The sequence below is a fragment of the Kitasatospora sp. NPDC089797 genome (assembly GCF_040684795.1).
GTDB lineage: Bacteria > Actinomycetota > Actinomycetes > Streptomycetales > Streptomycetaceae > Kitasatospora.
In genome coordinates, this window is sequence record NZ_JBFBGS010000033.1 from 63,403 (window position 1) to 89,111 (window position 25,709).

The window sequence follows — 25,709 nt, forward strand, 5'->3', positions numbered from 1 at the left end:
CGGGTGGGCGGTCCGCCGAGCGGCGGGGCGGGGTGCGGTCGCCGCCCGGCCCCGGACGCCCGCGCGGCGACCGCAGAGAACTCTTCGCAAAAAACCCTTTGCAAAGGATTCTTTGTGGTTCTACGCTCTTCGCCATGACCGATGACCGCGGCTGGATGCACAGTGACGACCCGCACGTCGTCCTCACTGCCCAGGGCATGAGGGCGATGGCCCACCCCGTGCGGATGCGACTGATCGGGCTGCTGCGCAAGCACGGCCCGTCCACGGCGACCAAGCTCGCCGAACAGCTGGGGCTCAACTCCGGGGCCACCAGCTACCACCTGCGCCAGCTCGCGGCCGCGGGCTTCGTCGAGGAGGACACCGAGCGCGGCAACGCCCGCGACCGGTGGTGGCGTGCGGTGCACCGGACGACGGTCTGGACGGCGGAGTCCATGGCGGACGACGAGGCCGGAGCGGCCGCGGAATTCCTGCGCTCCGTCCTGGGCGGCCACACCCTGATCGCGCAGCGCTCGCTGGACGCCTTCGAGACCATGCCCAGGGAGTGGCGCAGGGCGGTCGACCTCAGCGACGCACTGCTGCAACTCACCCCCGCCGAGGCCGAGCAACTGACCGGGGAGCTGTCCGCGGTCCTCCGGCGCTACCGCAGGGTCGGCGCCGACGGGCCGGTGCCGGAGGGCAGCGAACAGGTCTCCGTGGTGTTCCACGTGCTGCCCGATCCGCAGGGGCCGTTCGAACCGGAGGAGGGGAGTGCGGAATGACGGCCACCATCACCGATCGGCCCGCGCGCAGCTTCCGGCCCCTGGCCGGAGTGCTCACCGCCATGGCGGTCTCCCTGACCGGCACCCGGGTCTCGGCCATCGCCCTGCCCTGGTTCGTGCTGGCCACCACCGGCAGCGCCACCCGGACGGGCCTGGTCGCCTTCGTCGAGATGGCGCCGTACGTGCTGGTCAAGGCGCTGACCGGGCCGCTGGTCGACCGGCTCGGGCCGCGGCTGGTGTCGTGGACGACTGACGCGGTGAGTGCGGTCGCGGCCGGGCTGGTCCCGCTGCTGCAGGCCCGGGGGCTGCTGCCGTTCTGGGCGCTGCTGGTGATGGTCGCGGTGATCGGCGCGATGCGCGGGCCGGGCGACTTGGCCAAGTCCGTCATGGTGCCGGAGGCCGCCGACCACGCCCGGGTGCCGATGGAGCGGGCGACCGGGCTGGCCGGGGTCACCGAGCGGCTGGCCTCCACCGTCGGCCCGGCGGTCGGCGGCGGGCTGGTCGCGTTGATGGGGCCGCTGGCCGGGCTGGCGGTCAACGCGGGCACGTTCGCCCTCGGGTCACTGGTCATCGCGCTGGCGCTGCCGCGGGGCATGGGGCGCCCGGTGGTGCCGGGCGTGGATTCCGAACCCGACCCTGACGCGGGCCCGGGCGCGTCCGCGCAGGACGGCGACGGGTACTGGCGGAGGTTCCGGGAGGGCTTCGCCTTCCTGCGGACCGAGCCCCTGCTGCTCACGGTGACGCTCCTGATCGGCGTCACCAATCTGCTCGACGCCGGGTTCGCGACCGTCTTGGTCCCGGTCTGGGCCCGGGAGTCCGGCAACGGACCGGTCGCGCTCGGCCTGATCGGCAGCGTCATGGGCGTCACGGCGGTGGCCGGCAGCCTGATCGCGGCGGTGCTCGCCCACCGGCTGCCGCGTCGGACGGTCTTCTTCGTCGGGTACCTGGCGGCGGGTGCCCCGCGCTTCCTGGTGCTGGCCCTGGGCGCGCCGATGTGGCTGGTGGTCGTGGTCTTCGCCGTGGGCGGTCTGGGCGCGGGCTTCCTCAACCCGATCCTCGGCGCGCTCTTCTTCGAACGGATCCCCCGGCGCCTCCTCGGGCGGGTCCACGCCCTCGGGGACTCCCTGGCCTGGGCAGGCGTCCCGCTCGGCGGGATCCTCGCGGGTGCGGCGGTCGCCCTGGTCGGTCTGATACCCAGCCTGCTCGTGGCCGGCCTCCTGTATGCGGCCAGCACCACGCTGACCGGCCTGCGGCCGGAATGGCGGGAGATGGACCGCCTACGGGGGCACGGCGGGGCCGAGGCCGACGGCGTCGGTGGGCAGAGCGGGCAGAGCGGGCAGAGCGGGCAGAGCGGGCTGAGTGAACAGGGTGGGCAGGCGTTGGCAGAGGACGGAGCGAAGGAGCCGGCCCGGCCGTAGCCGCTGGGCAGAGACCGGGCAGAAACCGGGCAGGCGACCGGTGGAAGCCGACCGACCGGGCGCGGGTACGGGCGCGGGCAGCCCGGGTCGGTGGCCGGGCGCGGCGGATCAGCGGCGGTCCGTGGCCGGTTGCCCCAGCAGGTGGACCATGGGCGGTCTCCCCGCCCAGTGAAGGAGCAGGAGGCTGGCCAGGGCAGCGAGGGCACACCAGGTGGAGACGAACGCGAACCGCCAGAGCAGGGCGCAGACCACAGCGCCCGCTCCGGTGAGCAGGCCGAGGCGGCGGAGCAGGCGGTCGCCGCTGAGCAGGAGGGAGCCGACCGTGGTGAGGAGGTAACCGGCGAGCAGGAGGGCCGAGTGCGGGATGCCGACGGCGTAGCCGAGGGTGTGGCCGTGCGGGGAGGCCGTCACCGGGCGGGTGGCGACGGCGACCGCGAGCGGGACCGCCACCGCTGCGCCCAGCAGGGCCAGCAGGCCGAGCGCGCGGCGTCGGCCGGCGTCGGCCGGGTGTCCGGGCTCCCCGGCCGCGCACCGGACGCCGGTGGGGACCAGCACCGGCAGCAGCGGCAGGGCGATCACCGCCCAGGCGGTGCGGGCCGCCCGGGCGAGGCCCGACGGCAACTCGCCCTCCGTGCCCAGCCAGACCAGTGCCTCGACGAGCTGGTGCACGCCCAGCACCAGCGGGAGCGCGGCCAGCAGCAGCCGCTGCGGTCGTCCGGCCCGCGCGGCCCGCACCAGACAGGCCACGCCGACGGCCGCGACCGCCCCGCCGACCACGGCGTCCGCCTGGGCGCTCCAGCACATCGCTCCGCCTACTCGCCCGGGCCGTCCACTCCGGTGGTACGGCCGCCGTCGGCACCGTCGCCGGCCCCGTTGTCGCGCTCGTTGCCGCCGCGCTCGCTTCTGCCAGGCCCGTTTCCGTCGCCTGCGTTGTTGCCGGGCTCGTCGCCGTCGCCGCTCGTGCGGCCGTCGGTGGGCGGCCCTTCCGGTGGCGCCCCGACGCTCTCCAGGGTGTCGCGGATGCTGCCGGGCAGCGCGGGATGTCGGCCGATCACGATCACTCCGACCACGATCGCCACCAGCCCGACCGCCTGCCAGGCCAGCGCGGCCGGGGTGACCCGCAGTCGGTCGCCCAGGAAGCCGACCGCGCAGGCGATCCCGGCGAGCGGCTGGGCGGCGGTCAGCGCGGGGAGGGACATCCGCAGCGGGGCGGCTTCGAAGGCGCTCTGCACCAGCAGCAGTCCGACCACGCCCGCCACCACCACCGCGTACGGCTGCCAGGTGCGCAGCACCGCGGTGAGGCCGCTCTGGTCGAGGCGCTGGGTGGTGGTGCGGGTGAGCGCGTCCTGGAGGCCGTAGAGGAGTCCGGCGGCGAGGGCCAGCAGGGTGGCCTCCTCGAACAGCGGCAGCCGTCGGGCCAGTGCCACCAGCAGCAGGGTCAGCCCGACCACCGTGCCGACCACCAGCCAGTGGCGCAGTTCCCCGGCGGGCGGGCCGCCGCCGGTCGGCTGCCCGGCCACGATGAACGCCGTCACCCCGAGGCCGAGCAGCAGCACCCCGGCCCAGCCCGAGCGGCCGAGGCTCTGACGGGTCAGCACCCGGGAGAGCGCCATGGCGAAGATCAGGTTGGTTGCCAGCAACGGCTCGACCAGGGAGACCTCGCCCTGGTTCAGCGCGAGCGCGGACAGCAGCAGACCGCCGACCATGAACCCGGTGCCGAGCAGCCACTCGGGCATCCGCATCAGGTCCAGCAGCAGGCGCCAGCGCAGCAGGTCGGCACGGGGGGCCCGTTGCGCCGCGTGCTGCTGGAGGACGAAGCCGAGTCCCAGACAGCAGGCCGCGCCCAGAGCCAGGAGGAAGACCGCCACGGAGGGACCACCAGGTTGTCGCTGCCCCGCGCCGCGCCGGCGGTTCCGGGGGAGGATCGGCGGTCGCGGCGCGCTTCCGTCAGCGTACCGCCGGGGCGGCGCCCGGGCCGATCGGACGCGGGCCTCCCGCACCGGCGGTGACGGCCACCGTCCGCATCGCCACCGTCCGCACCGCTGCTCCCGGCAGCGCAACTGCCGCGCTTGCCGCTGCGGGTGGGGCGGGCGCACGCTGGTGTGAGCGGCCGCCACGGGTCCTCCGCCCGGCGCGGCCCGGACCGGCGCGACGGGGGCCGGCGCCAGGAGGTGTGGCATGCACAACCAGTGGGACGTGGAGCTGAGCTTCGACGAAGACGGCGTGCACACGGTGTGCGACGCGAGGTTGACCGGCGCGAGAGCGCCCGGCCTGAGCGCGCACGGAGAGGCGGAGAAGAGCGCGGAGGACCGCCCGCTCGCCAGGATCGGCGAGGAGGTCGCGGCCTCCCGGGCCCTGGAGGAGCTGTCCCGCAAGCTGCGGGCCCAGGCCACCGGGGAGATCGACGACGAGGGGCACCGCCCGGGCTATCTGATCTACTGACGGCGGCCGCCGACGGTGCCGGAACGGGTCCCGCCCACCCGGTGCGGCCGGTCCGGGCACCCCGTGGACCGAGCGCCCGCGTTCCCCAGGAGCGCGCCGCTCCCGGGGCAGCCGTACCGGGCGGCACGACCGCCGCGGGAACGGACCGGTGCGGTCAGCTCCAGGGGTTGGCCGGCTGGTCGTTGATGGCCGTCCAGAACCGGGTGCCCTGCGGGAGCGAGCCGGTGGCCCAGAGCGACCAGCCCTCACCGTCGTGGAACTCCGCCATACGCCAGTCGCCGCCGAAGGTGTCCGCGCAGAGCTCGTCGCCGGCGTCGCGGCCGGTCAGGTCGGAGCCCGCGGTCGGGTCCGTGACCGCGACCTCGCCGCCCGCCCAGCTGTGGAAGCCGCTGGTCGGGATCCCGTCCGGTGCCGGGCGGCCGTCCAGCCGGATGCAGAGCACGGGCAGTTCGGTCGCGGCGTCGGTGTCGCCGAGGTAGGGGTTGCTGAGGCGGTCCGTCCCGACGTGCACCGAGGTCCCGCGCTGCTCCAGCACCGACCAGGTCAGCCCCAGGTGGTCGCCCGGGGAGGTGTCGACGGCGCGGGCCGGTGCGGCGGCGGAGGCGCCGCCCGGGGTCACGGTCAGGGCGGCGAGCGCGAGGACCGCCGCGGGGGCGAGACGTCGGAGGGACACGGCCATGGCTGCTCCAAGGGAGGGACGTGGGAGTGGTGCTGCTGCGGGGCGACAGTGTGCCAGCGCCAAGTGTCGGTCGGGGCAGGAGACTTGAACGGGCGTCGGTTTCCGGACGCCGGGCGCCGTGATGCTCCGTAGGCCATCGGACGTGATGCTCCGTGGGCCATCGGATCGGAGCAGGGGCCGAGACGGGGGCGGGGTGGCCGAGGCCCGGTCAGGGGTGCTGTGGGGTGAGGAAGGTGAGGACGTGCCGGTTGACCTCGGGGGCGGCGGCCATTGGCAGGTTGTGGTGGGTGGCGCCGGGGACCGTGGCCACGGTGGCGTGGGGGAGGGCGCGGCGGGTGGCTTCGGCGGCGCGGTGGGCGCGGTGGGTGCGGGAGTGGTCGGCGTAGAGCGCGAGCACGGGCACGGGCGTGGGCGCGGTGAGGGCGTGGAGACGGGCGGGGGTGGGGCGGGGACCGGTGACGACGGGGGAGGCGGGGAAGTCGGCGTAGCCGAGGGCGTAGAGCTCGCGCCAGTCCGGATCCGTCCGGGGCCCGCCGGTCGCTTCCCAGTCGAGGTAGGAGCGGGCGCGGTGCGGGGTGCGGCCGGGCAGGAAGAGCGGGGCGGCGCGCAGGAGGTAGCCGGGGCGGAAGCCGACGAAGCACTGGGTGGGGTCGAGGAGGGCGAGCCGGCCGACCCGGGCGGGCGCGTGCAGCGCGTACCGGAGGGCGATCCAGGCGCCGTACGAGTGGCCGCAGAAGTCGGCTTCGGCGATGCCGAGTCGGTCCAGCACGGCGTCCAGCCAACCGAGCAGGCCGGGGAGGTCGCCGAGCGGGGCACCGTCGTGGATGCTGCGGCCGGGGTCGCCGATGAGGTCGACGGCGAGGACCCGGTGGCCGGCTTCGGCCCAGGCGCCGGCGTTGGCGAACCACATGGTGGAGGTGGCGCCACCGCCGTGGAGCAGGACGAGCGGGCGGCCGTCGGCCGGGCCGCAGGCGTTGATCCGGGTGGTGCCGTGGGCGGTGCGGACGGTGAGGGCCTCGACCGGTACGGGCCAGCGGGCGAGCAGCCGGTCGTACGCGGCGAGGAAGGCGGCGAGGCGCGGCACGGGGGAGGGGGTGGTGCGGGCGGACATCATGGGCCTCCGCGGGGTGTGGTGTGATCGCGTGCGGATACGCATAAACTCACTCGTCGAACGAGTCTCTCGTTCAACGAGAGAATAATGGCACAGGCGTGCCCGAGGGAGGGCGACAGGGTGTCCGAGGTTGTGGAGCCGATGCGGCTGGTCCACCTGCTGCGCGGTCTGACGGTCGAACTCGACCTGTTCGGGGCGGAGTTCGCAGCCCGTAGCGGTCTGCACCCGACCGATCTGCGGGCCCTGATCCACCTGCTGGACGCCGCCCGCGCCGGGGAGGTGGTCACCCCGGGACGGCTCGGGGAGGCGTTGCGGCTGAACTCGGCCGGTACCACCGGCCTGGTGGACCGGCTGGAGCGGCTCGGGCTGATCCGCCGCGAGCGCGACCCGCAGGACCGGCGGAGGGTGCTGCTGGTGGTGGAGGAGCGGGCGATGGAGCTGGGGCAGGGCTTCTTCGGCGGGCTGATCGGGGCCCTGGTCGCGGAGATGGGCCGGTTCGAGCCGGCGGAGCTGGCGACCGCCCGGCGCTTCCTGGAGGCGATGACCTCGGTGGTCGCCACCGCCCGCGAGGCGTAGCCGGGAGGAGCCGGCCGGGTCCGGCAGCGCCCGGCGCCCTCAGTACCCAGCGCCCTCAGTGCCCCAGCGCCCCCGGCGCTAGGAGGGGCCCAGGCTCCAGGCGATCACGGACAGGGTCACCATCGAGGCCAGCGTCGACCAGAGCACGGTGTCCCGGGCGAGTTCGGTGCCCTGCCCGTACTCGCGGGCGTAGGTGTAGATGTTCTGGGCCGTCGGCAGGGCGGAGAACAGCACCACGGTGAGCAGTTGGTGGGTGGGCAGGTGGAGCACCGGGCCGGCCACCACCAGTGCGACCAGCGGCTGGACCAGGGTCTTGATCGCGACCGTCAGTCCGACCTCCGCGCGGCGTGAACGGCCCTCCGCGGGCGGCCGGTTGTGCAGCGACATGCCGAGGGCGACCAGGGCGGTGGGCACACCGGCGGCGCCGAGCAGGTCGGCCGAGTGGTTGAGCTCGGCGGGCAGGTGGAACCCGGTCGCGGAGGCGACCGCGCCGAGGGCGGTGGCGAGCAGGATCGGGTTGCGCAGCGGCAGGGTGAGCAGGGCCCGCCGACCGGCCGCGCCGCTGTCCAGCACGGCCAGTACGGCGGGGGTGACCAGCAGGATCTGGAAGAGGATCACCGGTCCGACGAAGGAGGCGTCGCCGACCACCTGCATGGTCACCGGGATGCCGAGGTTGGCGGAGTTGACGTAGCCGGAGGCCATCGCGCCGATCGCGAGTTCACCGCGCTCGCGGCGGAACAGCAGGCGCCCGACGAGCAGTCCGAGGCCGGTCGCGACGGCGGTGCCGGACACGAAGGCGAGCATCGACGGGTTGGCGAAGCGCCCCAGCGAGGTGCGGGCGATCATCAGGAAGAGCGCGGCCGGCATCGCGACGTGGAAGACGAAGCGGGTCAGGATCAACTCCGCCTGCGGTCCGAGCAGTCCGGCGCGGGCGACGACGTAGCCGACCGCGGTGAGCACCCAGATCGGGGCGAAGGCGGACAGCAGCGGATGGAGGGCATGCATGGTTCCTCGGATCGCTCGACGGGCCTGCCGGGTACGGCGGGTGTCGCCCGCCCGGGGTCCAGGACCATCGGAACCGCCGAGAACCCCCCTGAGGCAGTAAACCAGTGGCCGTCGGGGAGTTGATCATCGGGCCCGGGGTGAGGTGACGGACCGTGCCGCGGTTGTCACCGGTCGGCGGGTCCGGCCTACGATGGCCCGGTGGAGGACCAGTACCTGAGCCTGTCCGAGGTGGAGGCCGTCGCGCGCGGTGCCCACCGGGGGCAGACGGACAAGAACGGCCACCCGTACAGCGAGCACATCGCGGCGGTCGCCCGTGGCACGGCGGCCCGCGGCGGCAGCGAGGCGCAGGTCGCGGCGGGCTGGCTGCACGACACCGTCGAGGACGACCGGCTGAGCCGGGAGTGGCTGGCGCGGGCCGCGCTGCCGGCGGAGACCAAGGCGATCGTGGACGCGCTCACCCGGCGGCCCGACGAGCCGGTCGAGGCGTACACCGCGCGGATCCTGGCCACACCCGGGGCGCTGCTGGTCAAGCGCGCCGACCTGGCGCACAACACGGACCCGGCCCGGCTGGCCTCGCTGGATCCGGCGACCGCCGAGCGGCTGGCCGCCAAGTACGCGCGGATGCGGGAGCTGCTGGGGCTCACCGGGGACCTCTGAGACGGGCCCCGGCACGGCCCCGGCGCGGTGGGACGCCACGGGGGAAGGTGTGCCGGGAAGGCGCGACGGGAAGCCGCAGCGGACAAGGCACGAGAGGGCCCGGGCCACGCGGATCGCGCGGGCCCGGGCCCTCTCGGGTCACCCCGGTGGTCCCTGTCCGGCCCCAAGGGTGAGGGGGATGAGGTCAGGAGACAGGTGGGACGCTGGTACGCCGGTGGTCGGTCGGCTTAGTACCAGTGGTTGGCCTGCCAGAAGTTCCAGGCGGCGTTCGGGCTGCCGTAGCGGGAGTTCATGTAGTCCAGCGCCCACTTGATCTGGGTGGCCGGGTTGGTCTTCCAGTCGGAGCCGGCGGAGGCCATCTTGGAGCCCGGCAGCGCCTGGCCCAGGCCGTAGGCGCCGGAGCTCGCGTTGGTCGCGGAGACGTTCCAGCCGGACTCGTGGGAGATGATCTGGCTGAAGGAGGCCAGCTGGTTCGCCGGGACGATCTGCGCGGCGAGGGTCTGCGGGGAGGCGGTCGCGGCGTTCGCGGTGGCGGGGAGCACACCCGCGCCCAGGGCGGTGAGGGCGGCGGTGCCGGCGAGAACGGCGGCAGAGGTGCGCATACGGAGCTTGAAAGTGGGCATGTAGGACAAGACCTCAATCAGGTTGGGCTGAGTCGCGCTCCACCCAGCTCCACGGGCCGGACAGGGGCCGTTGTGGTGGTGGGGCGCGACTCGGCGAAAAGCCGTCCACCGGCGGGACAGGTGCCGGTGCGGCTGACGACGAGAGCCATTGTTGCCAGACCGGATCGGCCGCCGCCAAGACCCCCTCGTTACGACGGACGGTCGTACGCGCGCCGGGGGCCGTGGATTCGAAGGGGCCTCCGGGGGAGGTGTCCGGACCGGCTCCGAGCTGGGCGGACGCCGTCCCGCCGGGGCCTGCTCCGGGGGTGGGCGAAGCGGCCCGGGGGCACCACTACCGTCCGTCGTAGGCACGTTTCGCCTGTGAGCGCACTCACCGTTTAGCGGCGGCCGCCGTCACCGCACGATCCGGTCACAGCACTTTGGGTACTGACGATCTGTGCCCGGCGCCACAGGAATCGGTCGCGTTCCGTGGCGGGCCGGGCGCGCAAGGCCACCGAAGGCCGCCTTCGGGGGCGAAGGCCGCGATCGGGGACGGGCGAGCGCCGGGGACGGGCGAGTGCCGTGGACGGACGAGTGCCGTGGACCGGCCGGGCGTCGGAGCAGGGCGGGGCTCAGCGGAGGTCGCCCAGGCGCCGGTGCCGGAGTGCCCGGGCGGCGAGCCGCTCCGTCCCGCCGGTGGCCGACAGCTCGCCCAGCGCCCGGACGACCGCCCCGCCGAGGCGCGCACAGAAGGCCGCCGGCTCCTCGGCGGCGTCCGGCAGCTCGTCGACCACCTCGTCGACCAGGCCGACCTCGGCCAGCCGGTGGGCGTCGATGCCCTGGGAGCGGGCCAGCTCGGCGGCGTGGGCGCCGTCCCGGTGCACGATCGCCGAGGCGCCCTCCGGCGGCAGCGGCGCCAGCCAGGCGTGCCCGGCGGCCAGCACCCGGTCGGCCGGGAGCAGGGCGAGCGCACCGCCGCCGGAGCCCTGGCCGAGCAGGACGGCGAGGACGGGGGTGCGCAGGGCGAGCAGGGTGGTCAGGCAGTGCGCGATCTCGACCGCGATCCCCTCCCGTTCGGCCCGGGCGGACAACTCGGCCCCGGCGGTGTCCACCACGGTGACCAGCGGCAGGCCCAGCTCCTCGGCCAGCCGGGCGCTGCGCCGGACGGCCCGCAGGTCGGCGGCGGTGAAGGGGCGCTCGTGCGCCGCGCTCCGCCGCTCCTGGCCGACGACCAGGACGGGATGGCCGCCGAGCACGGCGAGCGCGCGGACCAGGGCGCCGTCACGGCCGCCGGGCGCGTCGAGCAGCACCAGCTCCTCGGCGGTGCGGCGGAGTAGCTCGCGGGTGCCGGGGCGGTCCGGGCGGCGGGTGCGGCGGACGGAGTCCCAGGCGTCCGGTGTCCCGGCGTCCGCGGCGGCGGCGTCCGGTGTCGTGACGTTCGGTGCTGCGGCGTCCGGTGTCGCGGCGTCCGGTCCCGCGGGCCGGGGGGACGGCGGAGCGGAGGCGGGGCCGGAGGAAAGGGGAGCGGCAGGAGGAAGGGGAGGGGTCGTGCCGAGCACGGTGAGCGTGCGGCGGAGCAGCTCGCGCAGCTCCTGCGGCGGCACCACGGCGTCGACCAGCCCGTTCCCGGCCAGCGTCTCGGCCCGCTGGACGTCCGGCGGGAGCTCGACGCCGCGCAGTTCCTCGTACACCCGGGGGCCGAGGAAGCCGAGGCGGGCGCCCGGTTCGGCGAGGACCAGCTGGCCGAGGGTGCCCCAGGAGGCGAAGACCCCGCCCATGGTCGGGTTGCGCAGGTAGCTGAGGTAGGGGAGGCCCGCCGCGCGGTGGGCCTGGACGGCCGCGGTGATGCGAAGCATGCAGAGGAAGGCCGCCGAGCCCTCCTGCATCCTGGTGCCGCCGGAGACCGGCAGGGCGAGCAGCGGGAGCCGCTCGGCGGTGGCGCGTTCGACGGCCCGGGTGATCCGTTCGGCGGTGGCGACGCCGATCGACCCGCCGAGGAAGCGGAACTCGGAGGCGACCAGGGCGACCGGCCGCCCGTGGACCAGGCCGCGGCCGGTGAGCACCGCCTCGTCCAGGCCGGTGCGCTCGCGGGCCCGGTCGAGCGAGGCGCGGTAGCCCGGGTCGGCCGGCGGTGCGGCGGGCGGCTCGTCCCAGCTGTCGAAGCCGCCGGGGTCGACCAGCAGCCCGATCAGCTGGTGCGCCGTCAGCGCGGTGTCCGTTCCCGTACCCATGTCCACCCCGTTGTCCGCCCGTCGGAGATCGTTCCGGCTGCCCGTCGCGATCCATGACTCTATGCGGCGGGGAGCGGCCGCTGTGGGAGTGCTGTGAAGGTGTGAGGAGCCCGACAGCGGGGGCCGCGGTTGTTCGACGGCGGTCGACCCAAGGGGGCCGCGGGCGGTTCGTGGACGGCTTCGACGATCGGTCCACGGAGTGTGACGTCTGGATGAAGTCGCAGGTGGGACAAGGGAGTTACCCGCCGGTTAATAGTTGTTCCGGGGCCTTCCGGAGTTGTCGGTGGCTCGCCACACTGGTGGACATGACTCGCACTCTACGCGCGTGGAAGACTCGCGCTGCCGCCATCACCGCCGTCGCCCTGATGACCCTCGCCCCCGTCGCCGTCGCCACCGACGCGCACGCCGACGTGAGCGGAACCGTGTGCCTGTCCGCGCTGCCGTCGCAGGCCGCCGACACCCTGAACCTGATCGCCTCGGACGGGCCGTTCCCGTACTCGCAGGACGGCGTGGTGTTCCAGAACAGAGAGGGTGTCCTGCCCAGCCAGTCGTACGGGTACTACCACGAGTACACCGTCATCACCCCGGGCGCGCCGACCCGCGGCACCCGCCGGATCATCACCGGCGAGGCCTCCCAGGAGGACTACTACACCGGCGACCACTACGCCACGTTCTACCTGGTCGACCAGACCTGCTGACGCCCGCCGTCGCGCGCGTGGCCCCGGCGGGGAAGCCCGCCGGGGCCACCGCCGTTCCGGCGCGCGCCACTCGGCCTACAGCTCGGACGGTCCCCAGGCGCTCACCGTCAGCGCGTCCCCGACCCGCAGGGTGCCCGGCCGCAGCACCGAGAACTTGCTGCCGAACGCGACCCCGCCGGCCGTCGCCCGGCGGTAGCGGGCCAGGGTGCGCAGCGGCTCCGGGCCGGCCTTGGCGCCGGTGGTCTGGTCCACCAGCGTCACCGAGCAGCGGATCGCCAGCTTGGTGTAGCCCAACTCGGCGCCCGGCTCGGCGCCCGGCTCGCGGTCCAGGTCGGCACCCGGTCCGGCCGGCGGTTCGGCGTCCGCCCCGGCACCGCCGACGGTGAAGCGGCGGAGCAGGTCCTCGGTGTGCGGCTCCGACCAGCCGTCCACCACCAGGTTCGGCCGGAACCGCTCCACCGGCAGCGGCGCCCCGGCCCCCGCCGCGCGGGCGTGGAAGTCGTCCAGGGTCGCGCGGGACAGCAGGTGCACCGCACTGCTGTCGGCGAAGCCGGAGGTCCCCGGGGTCAGCCCGTCGGCCACCCGGTCGTGCTCCGGCGGCACCCGGACCAGCCGGCTGGGCGAGCCGAGCACCTGGGAGAACCACGCGGCGGCCTCCTCGCCCTGGTCGACGGCGCGGTACGGCGTGCCGAACAGCCGCACCTCGCGACGCGGGCCCTCGGTGTCCACGGCGAGCGCCACCGGCTCCACCCCCGGCGCGGCGAGCCGCAGCCGTCCGCCCCCCTCCGCCACCGTCGGGCGGACGGTGGCCAGCAGCGGGTCCCGCCGCTGGGAGCGGAAGCCGCCCTCCTCGTCCACCACCATGAACACCCGGTCGTGCGCCAGCCCGGCCCGGGTCAACTCCGCCTGCTCCACGCGCACTCCGGCGCACCCCTTCACGGGGTAGTACCGCAACTCCGTCACCGTGGCCATGCCGCCCCGCCCCCGTACCCTGCGGCCGCACCGGGCCGCGCTGTTCCGTTTCCCCGTAGGGTAGTTGCCGGTCCGAGCGGTCCGGTCGGCGCACTCCGGCAGGCCGGGCCCCGGGCATCGAACCGGTGAACTCCGGGCGGCCGTACGGTTGCTAGGGTCGTTGCATGGCACCGAGCAGCGCGAACCCCGCGGGACGGCTCCGGCGCGACGCCCGGCGCAACCGGGACCTGCTGGTCTCTGCCGCCCGCGACCTGTTCTCCCGGTACGGCCTCGACGTGCCGCTGGACCGGATCGCCAAGGAGGCCGGGGTCGGCAACGCCACCCTCTACCGGCACTTCCCCACCCGTGCGGCGCTGGTCGCCGAGGTCTTCGCGGACGCCGGGGCCGGACTGGCCGCCGCCGGGCGGGAGGCGCTGGCCGCCGGGGACGCCTGGGCGGCTCTGGAACGGTACTGCGAGCGGATCTGCGAACTCGTCGCCGCCGACCGGGGCATCAACGACCTGGTCACCCGGGCCGTTCCGGGCACCCCCGGCACCGCCGGCACCGCCGGCACCGCCAGCACCCTCGGCACCGCCGGGACGGCCGGGACGACCGGGATCGGCCGGGGGCACGCCGCCACCGTCGGTGCGCTGGTCGCCCGCGCCCAGGAGCAGGGCAGCATGCGGCGCGACGTGGTCACCGGGGACCTGCTGTCCCTGCTCGGCCCGCTCTGCCGCGCCCTGCCCGCCGCCACCGACCTGCGCGCCGACCTCTGGCGCCGCCACCTCGCCCTGCTGCTGGACGGCTTCCGCACCCGGGCCGCCCACCCGCTGCCGGTCCCGCCGGTCGGCGCGGTGCACCGGGCCCGGGTGTCCGCCGACCACTCCGCCGGCCTCGGGGACGCGGGGCCGCCGCCGGAGGCGGGCGCACCGGGAGCGGCGGCAGGAGCGGTGGAGGCGTGATCCGCCCCGGCCCGGCGGGCATCAGGGACGCGTACGGAACGCCGGGCGGCGCGTCAGAGCCGCGTCAACGGCCAGGGGCGGCCGGGGGCCGACCGCTTAGCTGGGGTGACGCGCCGCAGGGCGGTCGCGGCGGTCGCGTCGGACGCGGCCGGGCCGGCGAGGCGGAAGGCGGAGGCGGACGATGACGGACGCGGACACGGGTGCGGACGGGGGCCGGATCGTGGTCGGCGTCAGCGGCTCGCTCGGCAGCCTCGCCGCCCTGCACCACGCGGTGACCGAGGCCCGGCGGACGGACGTCGAGGTGCTCGCCGTGCTGTGCTGGACCCCGCCGGCGGGCGAGCTCGGGTACCGCCGCTCGGTCTGCCCGCCGGTGGTCGACGCCGGTCGCGATGCCGCCGTCGCCCGGCTGCGGCAGGCCCTGGACGAGGCCTTCGCCGGGTGCTACGCCGGAGTGCGGCTGCGCTGCCAGGCCGTCCGCGGTGAGACCGCCCACACCCTGGTGCGCTGCGCCGACCGGCCGGACGACGTCCTGGTGCTGGGCGCGGGCCGCGAGCGGGGCCGCCTCTCCCGGCTGATCCGGCCGTCGGTGACCGCCTACTGCGTCCGGTACGCGACCTGCCCGGTGCTCACCGTCCCGCGGCCGCCGTTGCAGCGGGATCTGGAGGCGCTGGAGCGCGGTTACGGGTTGCGCGAGCTGGTCACCGGGGCCTGACCCGACACCCTTACGGGGAACGGCAGTTGGGGTGCGCGGGACGGTCCGGTCGGCTGCCGCGGGCCCGCTACCGGACCCCGGCCGCCCGGGCCAGGAGGGCGGCGGTCCGCCGGCCGGCCGCCACGGTGGCGGGGTCGGTGGCGGGCAGACAGCGGTCGGCCTCGGGGCCGTACACGGTCATCACCACGCCGGCGTGGTCGGTGGGGAGTTCGAGCAGTTCGGCGGTCGGCACCACGGTGTGCAGCCGACGGGTGAGCTCGGCCGGCACCACCTCGTCGGTGGTCCCCAGCACCAGCAGGACCGGTACCGGGGAGGGCGCCGCGGCGAGGTGGTCGAGCGGGACGTCGCCGGTGGTGGCGGCCGGGCGGCCGTAGGCGGAGGCGATCCCGACGGCGGCGGTGGGGCGGAGGTCGGCCGGGGTGTCCGGGTGGGTGGCCACCGCGACGGCCTCCCGGCCGCCGAGCGACCAGCCGGCCAGCACGAAACGGGTCGGATCCCCGCCGTACCGGGCGGCGTTGCGGTGGGCGAAGGCGAGCGAGGCGAGCAGGTCGGCGCGGCCGCCGTCCTCCCGGTCCGAGCGCCAATCCGGGACGAGGACCAACAGGCCCAGCCCGGCGGCCTCCTGGGCGAGCGGGCGCAGCACGTCGCGCTCGTCGGGGCCAGAGCCGTGCCAGAGCAGGACCACCGGGGCGGGCCCGGCGGTGTCGCCGGGCGGGCGGTGGACGTCCAGCAGCCGTCCGTCGGCGTACGGGACGCTCTCCCACCGGGCCGTCGGTCGGGCTGTCGGTCGGGCCGTCGGCTGCGGGTTCGGCAGCGGGTCCGGCTGGGGGTCCGGTCGGGTCTCCGGGCGGCTGTTCGTCATGCCGGGTTCGCCTCCGATTTGGCGCTTGATCACGGAGCTTGTACTGTAACTCCCGTCGCGGGGGAGATGATTCCTCGTCAGGCGTCAGCGGTGCTACCAGAGCACGTCCTACTTTCAGTAGGAAGAGTCCGTGCGATCCGGGCCTGGCGCTCCACGGACGGACGGGGTCCGGTGCCTTTCCAGGCGCCGGGCCCCGTCCGCGTCTCCGGGCAGCGGGAGGCCCCCGCCACGAGCGTTCCCCGCCGCGGGTGTTCCCGGCCGCCGTCAGGACGGCTGGCGGTCGGAGCCGAGTTCGCGGGAGATCCGCAGACCGACCTGGGCGACGACCGGGCCGAGGGCGCGGACCCGGGCGGCGGTCATCCGCGAGGTGAGGCCGGAGACGGAGAGCGCCGCCGTGACCTCGCCGGTGTGGTCGAAGATCGGCGCGGCCACGCAGCGCACCTCGGGTTCGTTCTCCCGGTCGTCGATCGAGTAGCCGCGGGCCCGGATCCGGGCCAGGTCGGCGCGCAGCCGGGTCTCGTCGGAGATGGTCCAGGCGGTGACCGGGCGCAGTCCGGCCGCGACGACCTCGGTGACCGCCTCCTCGGGCAGCCAGGCGAGGATCGCCTTTCCGGTGGCGGTGCAGTACGCGGGTGCCCGGCTGCCGACCCGGGAGGCCATCCGGACGTTGGTCTCGTCCTCGACCTTGTCCAGGTAGACGATCCCCGGGGACTGCCAGACCGTGAGGTGGACCGTCTCCCCGGCCTCGCGCTGGAGTCGGCGCAGGTGTTCGGCGGCGACGCTGCGCAGGTCGAGGGTGGTCAGATAGGCCTGGCCGAGCCGGAGCGCGCCGTGGCCGAGTCGGAACCAGCCGGTCTCGCGGTCCCGTTCGAGCAGGTGCTCGTCGAGCAGCGGGCCGGCCAGCCGGAGCACGGTGCTCTTGTTGAGACCCAGCCCGTCGGCGAGTTGGGCGAGCGGGACGCCCCGCCCGTCGCCGTGGTCCCGGACGTGGCCGAGCACGGCGAGCGCCCGGCGCAGCGAGGAGGACTGGTTGCGCTCGGTGGTGTTCTTCGGCGCAGGCGCAGGCGCGGGCGACGGCGCAGGCGCCGGGGTGGTGGCTGGTGGGGGTTGCTGGGGCGACGTCTCCGTCATGGGTCCGTTCCCTGGTCCGGTTCCGCTGGAGTTCCCCCGCTCGTCGGCGGCGGTTGTCAGAACGTACCCCTTCGGGGCCGGATCGCCGCATCTGCGATACAACGTTGTGCAGTGCAAAACTTCGTGAACCGCCTCTTGTTGGGGTCGATCGCCCACGCCTAACGTCCCTGCCATCGAGCAGGCGGCGTCGCCCACCCGAGGCGCCGAGCCCTGCCGTCACCCCCACCACTCACCCACCACCGGCCCCGGTCAGGGCCTGCTTCGACGTGCCCGTCCGCAGCGGCGCACGTCTCGGCGGCAACTGTCGGGAGGGGAGGTCTCCACCCATGCGACTCACCACTCGGGCCGCCGCCGCGGCCGTGCTCGCCGTCGGCTGCCTCGCCGCGACCGCCTGCGCCCCGGGCACCGCCGCACCGGCGGGCGACAAGGCCGCCGACGACCGGACCGGCACGCTCCAGGTCTGGCTGTACAACGAGGCGGGCAACGCGGCCAAGGAGGCCGTGGTCGGCAAGGCGGTCAACGAGTTCCAGGCCTCCCACCAGGGCGTCACCGTCAAGGTCAGCTACATCGACACCGACGCCTCGGCCCGCGCGGCCAAGATGAAGGGCGCCTTCAACGACCCCAACAGCGCCCCCGACCTGGTCGAGTTCGGCAACACCGACTTGCCCGGCTACGTGGCGGCCGGCGGCCTCGCCGAGATCGGCGCCGAACTGGACAAGTGGCAGAGCAAGGGCGACCTCGACCCGGCGATCGCGCAGACCGCGGTGGTCGACGGCAAGACCTACGGGCTGCCGTGGTGGGTCGGCGTCCGCGCCCTGTACTACCGCACCGACCTGTTCACCGAGGCCGGGCTCAACCCGCCCACCTCGTACGCCGAACTGGTCGCCGCCGGGCAGAAGATCCACGGCGCGCACCCCGACACCTTCGGCATCGCGGTCGGCGGCAAGTACACCTTCGCCGCACTGCCGTTCGTCTGGGACGCGGGCGGCGACATCGCGGCCAAGAACGGCTCCGCGTTCAAGGCCGCCATCGACTCGCCCGCCTCGCAGGCCGGGATCAAGCGCTACACCGACCTGTTCGGACCGGACGGCTGCCCCGCCCAGCAGTGCGCCGACCTGACCGGCGGCAAGACCGTCGACCTGTTCGCGGCCGGAAAGTCGGCGATGGCGGTGCTGCTCAACTCCAACCGCAGCAAGGTGGACGCGGGCGCGGTCAAGGGCAAGTACGGCGTGGTCCCGCTGCCCGGCGAGAAGGCCGGTTCGATCGCCCCCGCCTTCGCGGGCGGCAACAACCTCGGGGTGATGAAGGCGGCCAAGCACCGCACCCTGGCCGTCGAGTTCGCCGAACTGCTCGCGGGCCCGGCCTACCAGGAGCAGATGTACGACGCGATGGGCAACCTGCCGACGCTCAAGTCCGTCAGCGGCAAGGTCGGGACGAAGGACGCCTTCCTGAAGCCGTTCACCGACACCATCGCGGCCGGCACCCGCTTCGTGCCGCTGGACCAGGGGTGGGCGCAGATCGACGCCCAGTCGGTGATCCCGACGATGCTCCAGCAGGTCGTCACCGGCAAGGCGGACGTGGCCAAGGCCTCGGCCGACGCCGCGGCGCAGATCAACTCGGCCTTCGCCGCCCGCTGATCCGCCGACCACCGACGCGCCGAGCAGAGAGCAGGTCACGCACGTGTCCGCATCCACCACGACCGCCCCGTCGGCGCCGCCTTCCCCGCGGCGCCGTGGGGGCAGGGCGCCGGCCGCACCCCCGGGCGGCCGGCGCCGCAGGCCCCCGTTGCTGCTGCTCCTGCCGGCCGCGGTCATCCTGATCCCGCTGGTGGCCTACCCCGTCTACCAGCTCGGGCTGCTGTCCGTGCTGGACTTCGGGCAGGCCCAGGCCTCCGGTGGCGTCCCGACCTCCTTCGTCGGCTTCGGCAACTACGCGAAGATCCTGGAGGACGGCCAGTTCTGGACGGTGCTGCTGCAGACCGTCGGCTTCGCCGCGTTCTGCGTGGTCGCCACCCTGGCCGTCGGCGCCACCCTCGCGGTGCTGCTCACGAAGGTCGGCCGGTGGCCGCGGCTGCTGCTGACCACGGCGGCGATGGCCGCCTGGGCGGCGCCCGCGATGACCGGCTCGACGGTGTGGAGCTTCCTGTTCGACACCAACCTCGGCCTGGTCAACCACACCCTGGTGAAGCTCGGGCTGAGCGGATTCCACGAGTTCAACTGGTTCTACGACAAGTGGACGGCGTTCCTGATCGTCGGTGCCGTGGTGGTGTGGCACTCCTTCCCGTTCGTGATGGTCACCCTGTACGCGGGCATCCGCGCCATCCCGGAGGAGGTCATGGAGGCCGCCGCGCTGGACGGCGCCGGCACCTGGACCACCTTCCGCCGGATCACCGCGCCGATGCTGCGGCCGATCCTGACCATCGTGGTGATCCAGTCGGTGATCTGGGACTTCAAGGTCTTCACCCAGATCTACGTGATGACCGAGGGCGGCGGGATCGCCGGCCAGAACCTGGTGCTCAACGTGTACGCGTACCAGAAGGCGTTCGCCTCCTCGCAGTACGGGCTGGGCGCGGCGATCGGCGTGATCATGCTGCTGATCCTGGTGATCCCGACGGTCCTGTACATCCGCACCCTGCGACGGACGGGGAACGAACTGTGAGCACGGTGACGACTGTTCGGCGCGGTGCCGGCCCGCGCAACACGCGCAACACGCGGGCCCGGTGGCGGCTGGCCGCCAACACCGGCGCGGTCGTGGCGGCGGTGGTGACCGCCTTCCCGATCTTCTGGATGGTGCTCTCGGCGTTCAAGCCCAAGGGCGAGGTGCAGGCGCTGGACCCGAAGCCGTGGACGGCGCACCCGACGCTGGAGAGCTTCCGCCAGGTGCTCAGCGTGGACGGCTTCGGCCGGTACTTCGTGAACAGCCTGGTGGTGGCGCTGTCGGTGGTGGTGCTGTCGGCGGTGGTGGTGTTCCTGGCCGCCGTCGCGGTGACCAGGTTCCGGTTCCGCTTCCGCACCACGATCATGGTGATGTTCCTGATCGCCCAGATGATCCCGGTCGAGGCGCTTACCATCCCGCTGTTCTTCATGTTCCGCGACGCGGGCCGGTTCGCCCCGGGCGTCGGGCTGAACACCCTGGCCTCGCTGGTGCTGGTGCAGTTGGCGTTCTCCCTGCCGTTCGGGATCTGGATGATGCGCGGCTTCGTCGCGGCGGTGCCGGTCTCGATCGAGGAGGCCGCGCAGATCGACGGGGCGAGCCGGACCCGCATCCTGTGGCGGATCCTGCTGCCGCTGGTGGCCCCGGGCCTGGCCGCGACCAGCGTGTTCTCCTTCATCGCCGCCTGGAACGACTTCGTCTTCGCGAAGACCTTCATCATCAGCGCCACCCAGAACCAGACGCTGCCCTCCGCCCTGCTGGTGTTCTTCAAGCCGGACGAGAACGACTGGGGCGGGATCATGGCGGCGTCGACCCTGATGACCGTGCCGGTGCTGATCTTCTTCATCGCGGTGCAGCGGAAGCTGGTCTCCGGACTGGCGGGCGCGGTCAAGGACTGAGGTCCCCGGCCCGGTACATCGCCGGTACATCGCCGGGACGGAGCGGTACACCGCTGGTACACCAGCGGTGTACGCTCGTGGTATGGCTGATGCGACGATCAAGGTCTCCCCTGAGACGCGTGACCGGCTGGCCGCCCTCGCGGCGGCCCGCGGCACCACGATCGGCGCCCAGGTGGCCCTGCTGGTGGAGGCGCAGCCGACCGCGGAGCAGATCGCGGAGCGCGTCGCCGAGGGTCGCCGGCTGTTGCGGGAGCACTTCGGGATGACTCTCACCGACACCGAGCTGGGCGAGGGGCCGAACCTCCTGCAGCGGGTCTACGACATCGCCGCGGCCGACGCCCGGGCCAAGGTCGCCCCCCGGCGCAGCGCGTGATCATCCTGGATTCCAGCGCCCTGTCCGCGCTGGCGGCCGGTCACCCGCGCCTGCACCGGATCGTGGACTCCGCCCTGCAGAGCCCGTTCCAGCACCTGCTGGTGCCGGTGCTGTGCGTGGTCGAGGCCGAGATCAAGGACGAGGGTGCCGCGCACGCGGTCATGGCGCTGCCCGCGCTCGAGTTCGAGCCCCTGGACGCGAGCACCGCCGTGGTGGTGGCGACCATGGTCCGCGACGGTTACGGAGGCGCGGATCTCGCGCAGGTGATCGCCACGAGCCTGCCCACTCCGGCGCGTCCGTTGCAGCACCTGATCCTGACGGCCCGCCCGGAGCTGTATCCGCCCGGGGTCGCCACCGTGGACATCGACGACCCCCGCCTGGAGCCGTAGGCGTCGCGGGTCACCGTGAAGAGCAGCCGGCCTCCGGATGCTTCAGGCCACTCCGTGGGGGCGGAACTGGATGCTGATCCGGGGGCCGACCGGGCGGGTGGTCTTGGGGACCGCGTGTTCCCAGGTGCGCTGGCAGGAACCGCCCATCACCACCAGGTCGCCGTGGCCGAGCGGGCGGCGCACCACCGGTCCGCCGCCGAACCGCGGCCGCAGGGCGAGGACGCGCGGCTCGCCGACGGAGAGGATCGCCACCATGGTGTCCTCGCGGGCGCCGCGCCCGATCCGGTCGCCGTGCCAGGCGACGCTGTCCCGGCCGTCCCGGTAGTAGCAGAGTCCGAGGGTGCGGAAGGGCTCGCCCAGTTCCGGCGCGTAGTGCCGGCCGAGCGCGGTCCGGGCCGCGCCGAGGACGGGGTGCGGCGGCTCGGCGTCGGCGGCGTAGGAGGCGAGCAGGCGGGGGACGTCGACCGTCCGCTCGTACATCTCGCGCTGTTCGGCCCGCCAGGGCACCGTGGCCGCCAGGTGTTCGAACAGCCGGTCGGCCCCGCGCAGCCAGCCGGGCAGCACGTCCAGCCAGGCGCCGTCGCCGAGCGGCAGGCGCTGGAGGCCGTCGAGCGGCCCGAGTCGGGGCTCCGCGGCTTCTTCGAACAGCGAGGGCTGGAGGTGGACGGTGCCGTGCATGGGGTCCAGCGTACGCCGAGAATCGAACACCTGCTCGAACAAAAGGGTGGGGACTAGCCTGCCGGTATGGCGATCAACGGGTTCGGGGTCACCGAGTTCCAGCTCTACCTGCTGCGGCGGATGGCCGACCACCACCCCGGGCTGGTGGAGGACGCGGTGCGGCGGCTCGGCGCCACCCGCGCGTCGATGCGGGAGGTGAACAAGCGCTGGCAGGCGATGGTCCGGGCGCCCCGGTTCCCGCGCGGCGCGGCCCGCTACGCCGCCGTGCTCGGGCCGGCGGAGGCGAGCCTGCCGCGCCGGATCGGCGACCTCGCGTGCACCGCGCGGCAGTGGGCGCTGCCGCTCTGGCCGGAGCTGCGCTTCGAGGTGCTGCTGGGGCCGGCGGAGATCGGTGCGCCGGTGCTGAACGAGTGGCTGGTGCGGGCGGCGGGCGCGCCGTTGCCGGAGCTGCGGACGGTGGCCGACCTGGTGCCGTGGGGCTGCGTGGTGGGCGACGTGGGGGCGGCCTTCCCGGGGGCGGTGCCGCGGGAGGGTAGTGCGCCGACCCGCTTCCGGCTGGACTTCGAGGCGCCGGACGCGGACGGGCGGCGCCGGGTGTGGGCGGCCGACTTCACCTGGGGGCTGCTCCAGACCTGGGGGCTGCTCCAGGAAGTCCGGCCGGAAGGCGAGTGATGCAAGGCCTTATTCAGTGAATGCCTTTGATTTGCAGGCCACTGCGCCGTCATGGCAGCATAATCGCAGACATTGGATGAGATTTGACCCCGGAAAGCGAAGGATCATGTCGGGCGACGCGCGCGTCATCGTCGGAGTGAGCGGCTCACTGCACAGCCTCACCGCCCTGCACCGGGCCGCCGAGGAGGCCCGGGCCCGCGGGGCCCTCCTGGTCCCGGTGCTGGCCTGGACCCCGGTCGGCGGTGAGCGCAGCTACCGCGCCCGGCCGTGCCCGCCGCTGCTCCGCGCCTGGCGCGACGCCGCCGAGGCCAGGCTGGAGAGCGCGCTCGGCCAGGCCTTCGGCGGCCTGCCGATCGGCCTGCCCGTCCAGCCGCTGGTGATGCGCGGCGAGGCCGGGCCGGTGCTGACCGCACTGGCCGACCGGCCCGGGGACCTGCTGGTGATCAGTGCCGGTCGGCACGGCTCGCTGCGCGGGCGACTGCGCCGACTGCTGCGCGGCTCGGTCGCCCGGCACTGCCTCGACCACGCGCGCGGCGACGTGCTCGTCGTCCCGCCGTCCTCCCTGCACGAGGACCTGCGCGCCCTGCACCGCGGCGACATCGACCTGCGGGAGCTCATCGCGGCCTGACCGGCCCCGATCGCCTGACGATTCGTCAGGCCCGGTGCACCGTGCGACCGTTGACCACGGTCCGGGTCGGCAGCAGCTCGCGCAGCGCCGCCGTCGGGCAGCTCAGCGGGTCGACCGGCCAGAGCGTGAGATCGGCCGACGATCCGGGGCGGAGGCTGCCGCGCACGGTGCTCTCGCCGGTCAGCCGGGCCGCGTTCACGGTGTGCAGCGCGATCGCCTCGGCGCGCCCGATCGCGTGCTCGGGGCCGACCACCCCGGCCGTGGTGCCGCGGGTCGTCATGCCCCAGACCGACAGCATCGCGCCGTACGGGCCGACCGGGAAGTCCGAGCCGGCCGAGAGCTGCGCACCCTCGTCCAGCCACTCGCGCAGCGGGAACAGCGCGGCGGTGCGCTCTTCGCCCCAGGCGCGCTGCTGGGTGAGCGCGCCGTCGTGCAGCAGCGGGTGCTGCACCGTCACCGGGATGCCGAGCGCGATCGCCCGGGCGCGCTGGTCGGGTCGGGCGAGCCCGCCGTGCTCGACCACGAGGGTGCCCGGCAGCAGGCCCGGGCGGCGCTTCAGCACCTGCTCGAAGACGTCCAGCAGCACCCGCAGCCCGCGGTCGCCCCAGGCGTGCACGCCCGCCCGCCAGCCGCGTTCGACCACCCGGTCCACCGCGGTGAGCAACTCCTCCGGCTCCCAGAGCAGCCGGCCGTGGTAGCACGGCTGCCCTTGGTACGGCTCCTCCAGAGCGCCCGCCTCGAAGCCGCCGTCGATGCCGAACTTGACGCCCCACAGCCGTAGTTGTCCGTCGTCCCGGCCGCCCGAGCGCCAGTCGTCCATCCGGTCCAGCAGGGCGTCCACCTGCTCGGGGGTGCGGGCCGCGAAGCCGGAGACCAGGGCCCGGACCCGGACGGCGAGGGCGCCCTCGGCCCGGGCGGCGTCCAGCACGTCGAGGTCCTCCACCGGGACGAGGCAGTCGCGCACGGTGCCGATCCCGGTGGCGGCGTAGTCGGCGGAGGCCGCGCGCAGCCCCGCGATCCGCTCGGCGAGGGTCGGGCGCGGCAGCACCCGCTCGACCAGCTCGGTCGCCCGGTTGATCAGCCGGCCGGTCAGCCGGCCCCGCTCGTCGCGCTCGATCACGCCGCCGTCCGGGGACTCGGTGGAACCGTCGATCCCGGCCAGCCGCAGCGCGGCCGAGTTCAGCACCATGTTGTAGGCGCCCCGGCGGACCAGCACCGGGTGGTCGGCGGTGGCGCCGTCCAGCTCCTCGGTGGTCGGCATCCGCTGCTCGGCGAGCAGCACCTCCTGCCAGTTGACCGTGGTGAGGATCCACTCCCCGGCCGGGGTGCGGGCGGCGCGCTCGCGGATCAGCGCCAGGAACCCGGCCAGGTCCCGGGCCCGGTGGACCGGGACGCCGTGGACGCTGTGCCCGGCCAGGATCAGATGGGTGTGGGTGTCGTCGAAGGCGGGCAGCACCGTGCCGGTGGGGGCGTCCAGCACCTCGGTGTCCGGCCCGACCAGGGCGTCCAGTCCGTCCGGCGCGGCGGACAGGGCGGTGATCCGGCCGTCGGTGACGGCGATCGCCCGCTGCGGGGGCTCGCCCGGGACCAGGGTGTGCACGGCGGCGGCGCGGATCAGCAGGTCGGCCGGGGCGGTCATGGCAGCTCCTGGGGGTCGGACGGTCCGGCGGTCCGGGGCGGTTCGGCGGGTGCGGTCGGTTCGCTGGGTGGGGTCGGCGGGGCCGTCAGGCCGGTCACCTTCTCGACGTACCGCAGGCTCGGTTCGGCGAGCCGCCCGTGCACCTCGGCGAAGACGGCACGGGCCGGGCGGGCGTTCCAGTCCGCGGGCAGCAGCGGTTCGGGCAGTCCGGGGTCGAGATAGGGCAGGCGCCGCCACTGGGTCAGCATCGGCACGTACGCCCGGAAGGCCTCGACCGGGTCGGCCCGGTCCCGCCCGCGCAGCTCGTCGGCGAGCGGGCGCCAGGCGTCGGTGAAGGCCGCGTACTGCGCCTCGATCGCCGGGAGGTCCCACCAACTCGCCACCGCCGTGCGGAGTTCGGCGAAGCCGGCGTACTCGGCGGAGAGGAACAGGTGGACGTAGCCGCTGAGGTCCAGCCGGGCCAGCAGACGGCGGGCGTCCGGCAGCAGCCGGGCCGGGGCCAGCCAGACGCCGGGGGCGGCGTTGCCGAAGCCCAGCCAGCTGAGCCGCGAGCGCAGCTGATGGCGGTGGGCGCGTTCGGACTCCGGCACCGAGAAGACCGCCACCACCCAGCCGTCGGCGAGTTCGGCGGGCTCCAGGCTGTGGAAGATCCGCCGGTCGCCCTCGTCGAACACCGGGCCCATGGCCGGGGCCAGCCGGTAGCCGGTGCCGGTGCGGCGCTCCTGGAGCAGGGTGCCGGCCTTCTTCAGCCGGGAGATCGCCGAGCGGACGGCCGGGCCGTCGACGTCCAGCTCGGTCATCAGCGCGATCAGGTCGGCGATCGATATCCAGCCGCCGAGGCGGCGGACGAACTCGCCGTAGACGGTGTTGATCAGGGAGCCGGGCCGGGTCGTGCTCAGCGTGCTCTCCGGCATGCCTGGACCCTCCTCCCCGACGGCTGGTGGTGATCATAACGGTCGCCCCGGCGGCGGGTTGCCCCGGCGG

General features: G+C 74.6%; 27 protein-coding genes and 1 pseudogene. 15 read left to right on the top strand and 13 right to left on the bottom strand.

Annotated elements, in window-relative coordinates; genetic code table 11:
* Positions 1–134 precede the first annotated feature (134 nt).
* The gene (locus AB0O91_RS25770; RefSeq protein ID WP_363437326.1) at positions 135–758 is read left to right on the top strand and encodes a helix-turn-helix domain-containing protein; all 624 of its coding nucleotides are present in this window, start codon (positions 135–137) and stop codon (positions 756–758) included.
* The gene (locus AB0O91_RS25775; RefSeq protein ID WP_363437329.1) at positions 755–2,176 is read left to right on the top strand and encodes an MFS transporter; all 1,422 of its coding nucleotides are present in this window, start codon (positions 755–757) and stop codon (positions 2,174–2,176) included. The genes AB0O91_RS25770 and AB0O91_RS25775 overlap by 4 nt, the downstream gene beginning before the upstream one ends.
* Before the next feature lie 108 nt (positions 2,177–2,284).
* Here AB0O91_RS25775 and AB0O91_RS25780 read toward each other — a convergent pair whose 3' ends face one another.
* On the bottom strand, positions 2,285–2,980 hold the full coding sequence (locus AB0O91_RS25780; RefSeq protein WP_363437332.1) for a DUF6629 family protein: 696 nt from the start codon (positions 2,978–2,980) through the stop codon (positions 2,285–2,287).
* Between the two features lie 224 nt (positions 2,981–3,204).
* Positions 3,205–4,044, bottom strand: a pseudogene (locus AB0O91_RS25785) (DMT family transporter); the annotation flags it as partial.
* A gap of 310 nt (positions 4,045–4,354) precedes the next feature.
* Between AB0O91_RS25785 and AB0O91_RS25790 the strand changes: the two are divergent.
* On the top strand, positions 4,355–4,618 hold the full coding sequence (locus AB0O91_RS25790; protein WP_363437335.1) for a dsRBD fold-containing protein: 264 nt from the start codon (positions 4,355–4,357) through the stop codon (positions 4,616–4,618).
* Positions 4,619–4,772: 154 nt separating this feature from the next.
* Here AB0O91_RS25790 and AB0O91_RS25795 read toward each other — a convergent pair whose 3' ends face one another.
* Complete coding sequence (locus AB0O91_RS25795) at positions 4,773–5,297, bottom strand: hypothetical protein (protein WP_363437338.1); 525 nt, start codon at positions 5,295–5,297, stop codon at positions 4,773–4,775.
* Between the two features lie 208 nt (positions 5,298–5,505).
* Complete coding sequence (locus AB0O91_RS25800; RefSeq protein WP_363437341.1) at positions 5,506–6,411, bottom strand: alpha/beta fold hydrolase; 906 nt, start codon at positions 6,409–6,411, stop codon at positions 5,506–5,508.
* A gap of 138 nt (positions 6,412–6,549) precedes the next feature.
* Between AB0O91_RS25800 and AB0O91_RS25805 the strand changes: the two genes are divergently transcribed.
* Positions 6,550–6,984, top strand: a complete 435-nt coding sequence (locus AB0O91_RS25805; RefSeq protein ID WP_363437422.1) for a MarR family transcriptional regulator — start codon at positions 6,550–6,552, stop codon at positions 6,982–6,984.
* Positions 6,985–7,062: 78 nt separating this feature from the next.
* Here AB0O91_RS25805 and AB0O91_RS25810 read toward each other — a convergent pair whose 3' ends face one another.
* On the bottom strand, positions 7,063–7,989 hold the full coding sequence (locus AB0O91_RS25810; protein ID WP_363437344.1) for an AEC family transporter: 927 nt from the start codon (positions 7,987–7,989) through the stop codon (positions 7,063–7,065).
* A 198-nt stretch (positions 7,990–8,187) separates the two neighbouring features.
* On the opposite strand from AB0O91_RS25810, the gene AB0O91_RS25815 reads away from it, so the two are divergent.
* Positions 8,188–8,646, top strand: coding sequence for an HD domain-containing protein (locus AB0O91_RS25815; protein ID WP_363437347.1), 459 nt, complete (start codon positions 8,188–8,190; stop codon positions 8,644–8,646).
* Between the two features lie 227 nt (positions 8,647–8,873).
* Here the strand turns inward: AB0O91_RS25815 and AB0O91_RS25820 are convergent, their stop codons facing one another.
* The gene (locus AB0O91_RS25820) at positions 8,874–9,248 is read right to left on the bottom strand and encodes a transglycosylase SLT domain-containing protein (protein ID WP_363437350.1); all 375 of its coding nucleotides are present in this window, start codon (positions 9,246–9,248) and stop codon (positions 8,874–8,876) included.
* 632 nt (positions 9,249–9,880) lie between these two features.
* Entirely contained in the window at positions 9,881–11,479 is a 1,599-nt protein-coding gene (locus tag AB0O91_RS25825; protein ID WP_363437353.1) for a carboxyl transferase domain-containing protein, read from the bottom strand.
* 365 nt (positions 11,480–11,844) lie between these two features.
* Here AB0O91_RS25825 and AB0O91_RS25830 point away from each other — a divergent pair, with 365 nt between their 5' ends.
* A complete protein-coding gene (locus AB0O91_RS25830) occupies positions 11,845–12,177 on the top strand; it encodes a ribonuclease (RefSeq protein WP_363437425.1) in 333 nt (110 codons plus the stop codon).
* Between the two features lie 75 nt (positions 12,178–12,252).
* Here AB0O91_RS25830 and AB0O91_RS25835 read toward each other — a convergent pair whose 3' ends face one another.
* Positions 12,253–13,149 carry an MOSC N-terminal beta barrel domain-containing protein gene (locus AB0O91_RS25835; RefSeq protein WP_363437356.1) on the bottom strand — a complete coding sequence of 299 codons (897 nt, stop codon included), beginning with the start codon at positions 13,147–13,149 and terminating at the stop codon, positions 12,253–12,255.
* 164 nt (positions 13,150–13,313) lie between these two features.
* On the opposite strand from AB0O91_RS25835, the gene AB0O91_RS25840 reads away from it, so the two are divergent.
* Both AB0O91_RS25840 and AB0O91_RS25845 read left to right on the top strand, forming a co-directional pair.
* On the top strand, positions 13,314–14,090 hold the full coding sequence (locus AB0O91_RS25840) for a helix-turn-helix domain-containing protein (RefSeq protein WP_363437358.1): 777 nt from the start codon (positions 13,314–13,316) through the stop codon (positions 14,088–14,090).
* 181 nt (positions 14,091–14,271) lie between these two features.
* Positions 14,272–14,802 (top strand): universal stress protein, encoded by a 531-nt coding sequence (locus AB0O91_RS25845; RefSeq protein WP_363437361.1) that lies wholly within the window; start codon positions 14,272–14,274, stop codon positions 14,800–14,802.
* Between the two features lie 67 nt (positions 14,803–14,869).
* Here the strand turns inward: AB0O91_RS25845 and AB0O91_RS25850 are convergent, their stop codons facing one another.
* Positions 14,870–15,664 carry an alpha/beta hydrolase gene (locus AB0O91_RS25850; protein ID WP_363437363.1) on the bottom strand — a complete coding sequence of 265 codons (795 nt, stop codon included), beginning with the start codon at positions 15,662–15,664 and terminating at the stop codon, positions 14,870–14,872.
* Positions 15,665–15,928: 264 nt separating this feature from the next.
* A complete protein-coding gene (locus AB0O91_RS25855; RefSeq protein WP_363437366.1) occupies positions 15,929–16,795 on the bottom strand; it encodes an IclR family transcriptional regulator in 867 nt (288 codons plus the stop codon).
* Positions 16,796–17,121: 326 nt separating this feature from the next.
* On the opposite strand from AB0O91_RS25855, the gene AB0O91_RS25860 reads away from it, so the two are divergent.
* The 5 genes from AB0O91_RS25860 to AB0O91_RS25880 all read left to right on the top strand — a co-directional run bounded on the left by AB0O91_RS25860 (position 17,122) and on the right by AB0O91_RS25880 (position 21,108).
* Entirely contained in the window at positions 17,122–18,432 is a 1,311-nt protein-coding gene (locus AB0O91_RS25860; protein ID WP_363437369.1) for an extracellular solute-binding protein, read from the top strand.
* Between the two features lie 43 nt (positions 18,433–18,475).
* A complete protein-coding gene (locus AB0O91_RS25865; protein WP_363437372.1) occupies positions 18,476–19,453 on the top strand; it encodes a sugar ABC transporter permease in 978 nt (325 codons plus the stop codon).
* Between the two features lie 5 nt (positions 19,454–19,458).
* Complete coding sequence (locus tag AB0O91_RS25870) at positions 19,459–20,346, top strand: carbohydrate ABC transporter permease (RefSeq protein ID WP_363437428.1); 888 nt, start codon at positions 19,459–19,461, stop codon at positions 20,344–20,346.
* A gap of 82 nt (positions 20,347–20,428) precedes the next feature.
* Positions 20,429–20,719, top strand: coding sequence for a hypothetical protein (locus tag AB0O91_RS25875; RefSeq protein ID WP_363437374.1), 291 nt, complete (start codon positions 20,429–20,431; stop codon positions 20,717–20,719).
* Positions 20,716–21,108, top strand: a complete 393-nt coding sequence (locus tag AB0O91_RS25880; protein WP_363437377.1) for a hypothetical protein — start codon at positions 20,716–20,718, stop codon at positions 21,106–21,108. Before AB0O91_RS25875 ends, AB0O91_RS25880 begins: the two co-directional genes overlap by 4 nt.
* 42 nt (positions 21,109–21,150) lie before the next feature.
* Here AB0O91_RS25880 and AB0O91_RS25885 read toward each other — a convergent pair whose 3' ends face one another.
* Positions 21,151–21,786 (bottom strand): alpha-ketoglutarate-dependent dioxygenase AlkB, encoded by a 636-nt coding sequence (locus AB0O91_RS25885; protein ID WP_363437380.1) that lies wholly within the window; start codon positions 21,784–21,786, stop codon positions 21,151–21,153.
* A gap of 66 nt (positions 21,787–21,852) precedes the next feature.
* Between AB0O91_RS25885 and AB0O91_RS25890 the strand changes: the two genes are divergently transcribed.
* Both AB0O91_RS25890 and AB0O91_RS25895 read left to right on the top strand, forming a co-directional pair.
* On the top strand, positions 21,853–22,458 hold the full coding sequence (locus AB0O91_RS25890) for a hypothetical protein (protein ID WP_363437383.1): 606 nt from the start codon (positions 21,853–21,855) through the stop codon (positions 22,456–22,458).
* 106 nt (positions 22,459–22,564) lie between these two features.
* Complete coding sequence (locus AB0O91_RS25895; RefSeq protein WP_363437386.1) at positions 22,565–23,086, top strand: universal stress protein; 522 nt, start codon at positions 22,565–22,567, stop codon at positions 23,084–23,086.
* 25 nt (positions 23,087–23,111) lie between these two features.
* Here the strand turns inward: AB0O91_RS25895 and AB0O91_RS25900 are convergent, their stop codons facing one another.
* Both AB0O91_RS25900 and AB0O91_RS25905 read right to left on the bottom strand, forming a co-directional pair.
* Positions 23,112–24,725, bottom strand: coding sequence for an amidohydrolase (locus tag AB0O91_RS25900; protein WP_363437388.1), 1,614 nt, complete (start codon positions 24,723–24,725; stop codon positions 23,112–23,114).
* Positions 24,722–25,639 (bottom strand): PaaX family transcriptional regulator C-terminal domain-containing protein, encoded by a 918-nt coding sequence (locus AB0O91_RS25905; protein WP_363437391.1) that lies wholly within the window; start codon positions 25,637–25,639, stop codon positions 24,722–24,724. Before AB0O91_RS25905 ends, AB0O91_RS25900 begins: the two co-directional genes overlap by 4 nt.
* Positions 25,640–25,709 lie beyond the last annotated feature (70 nt).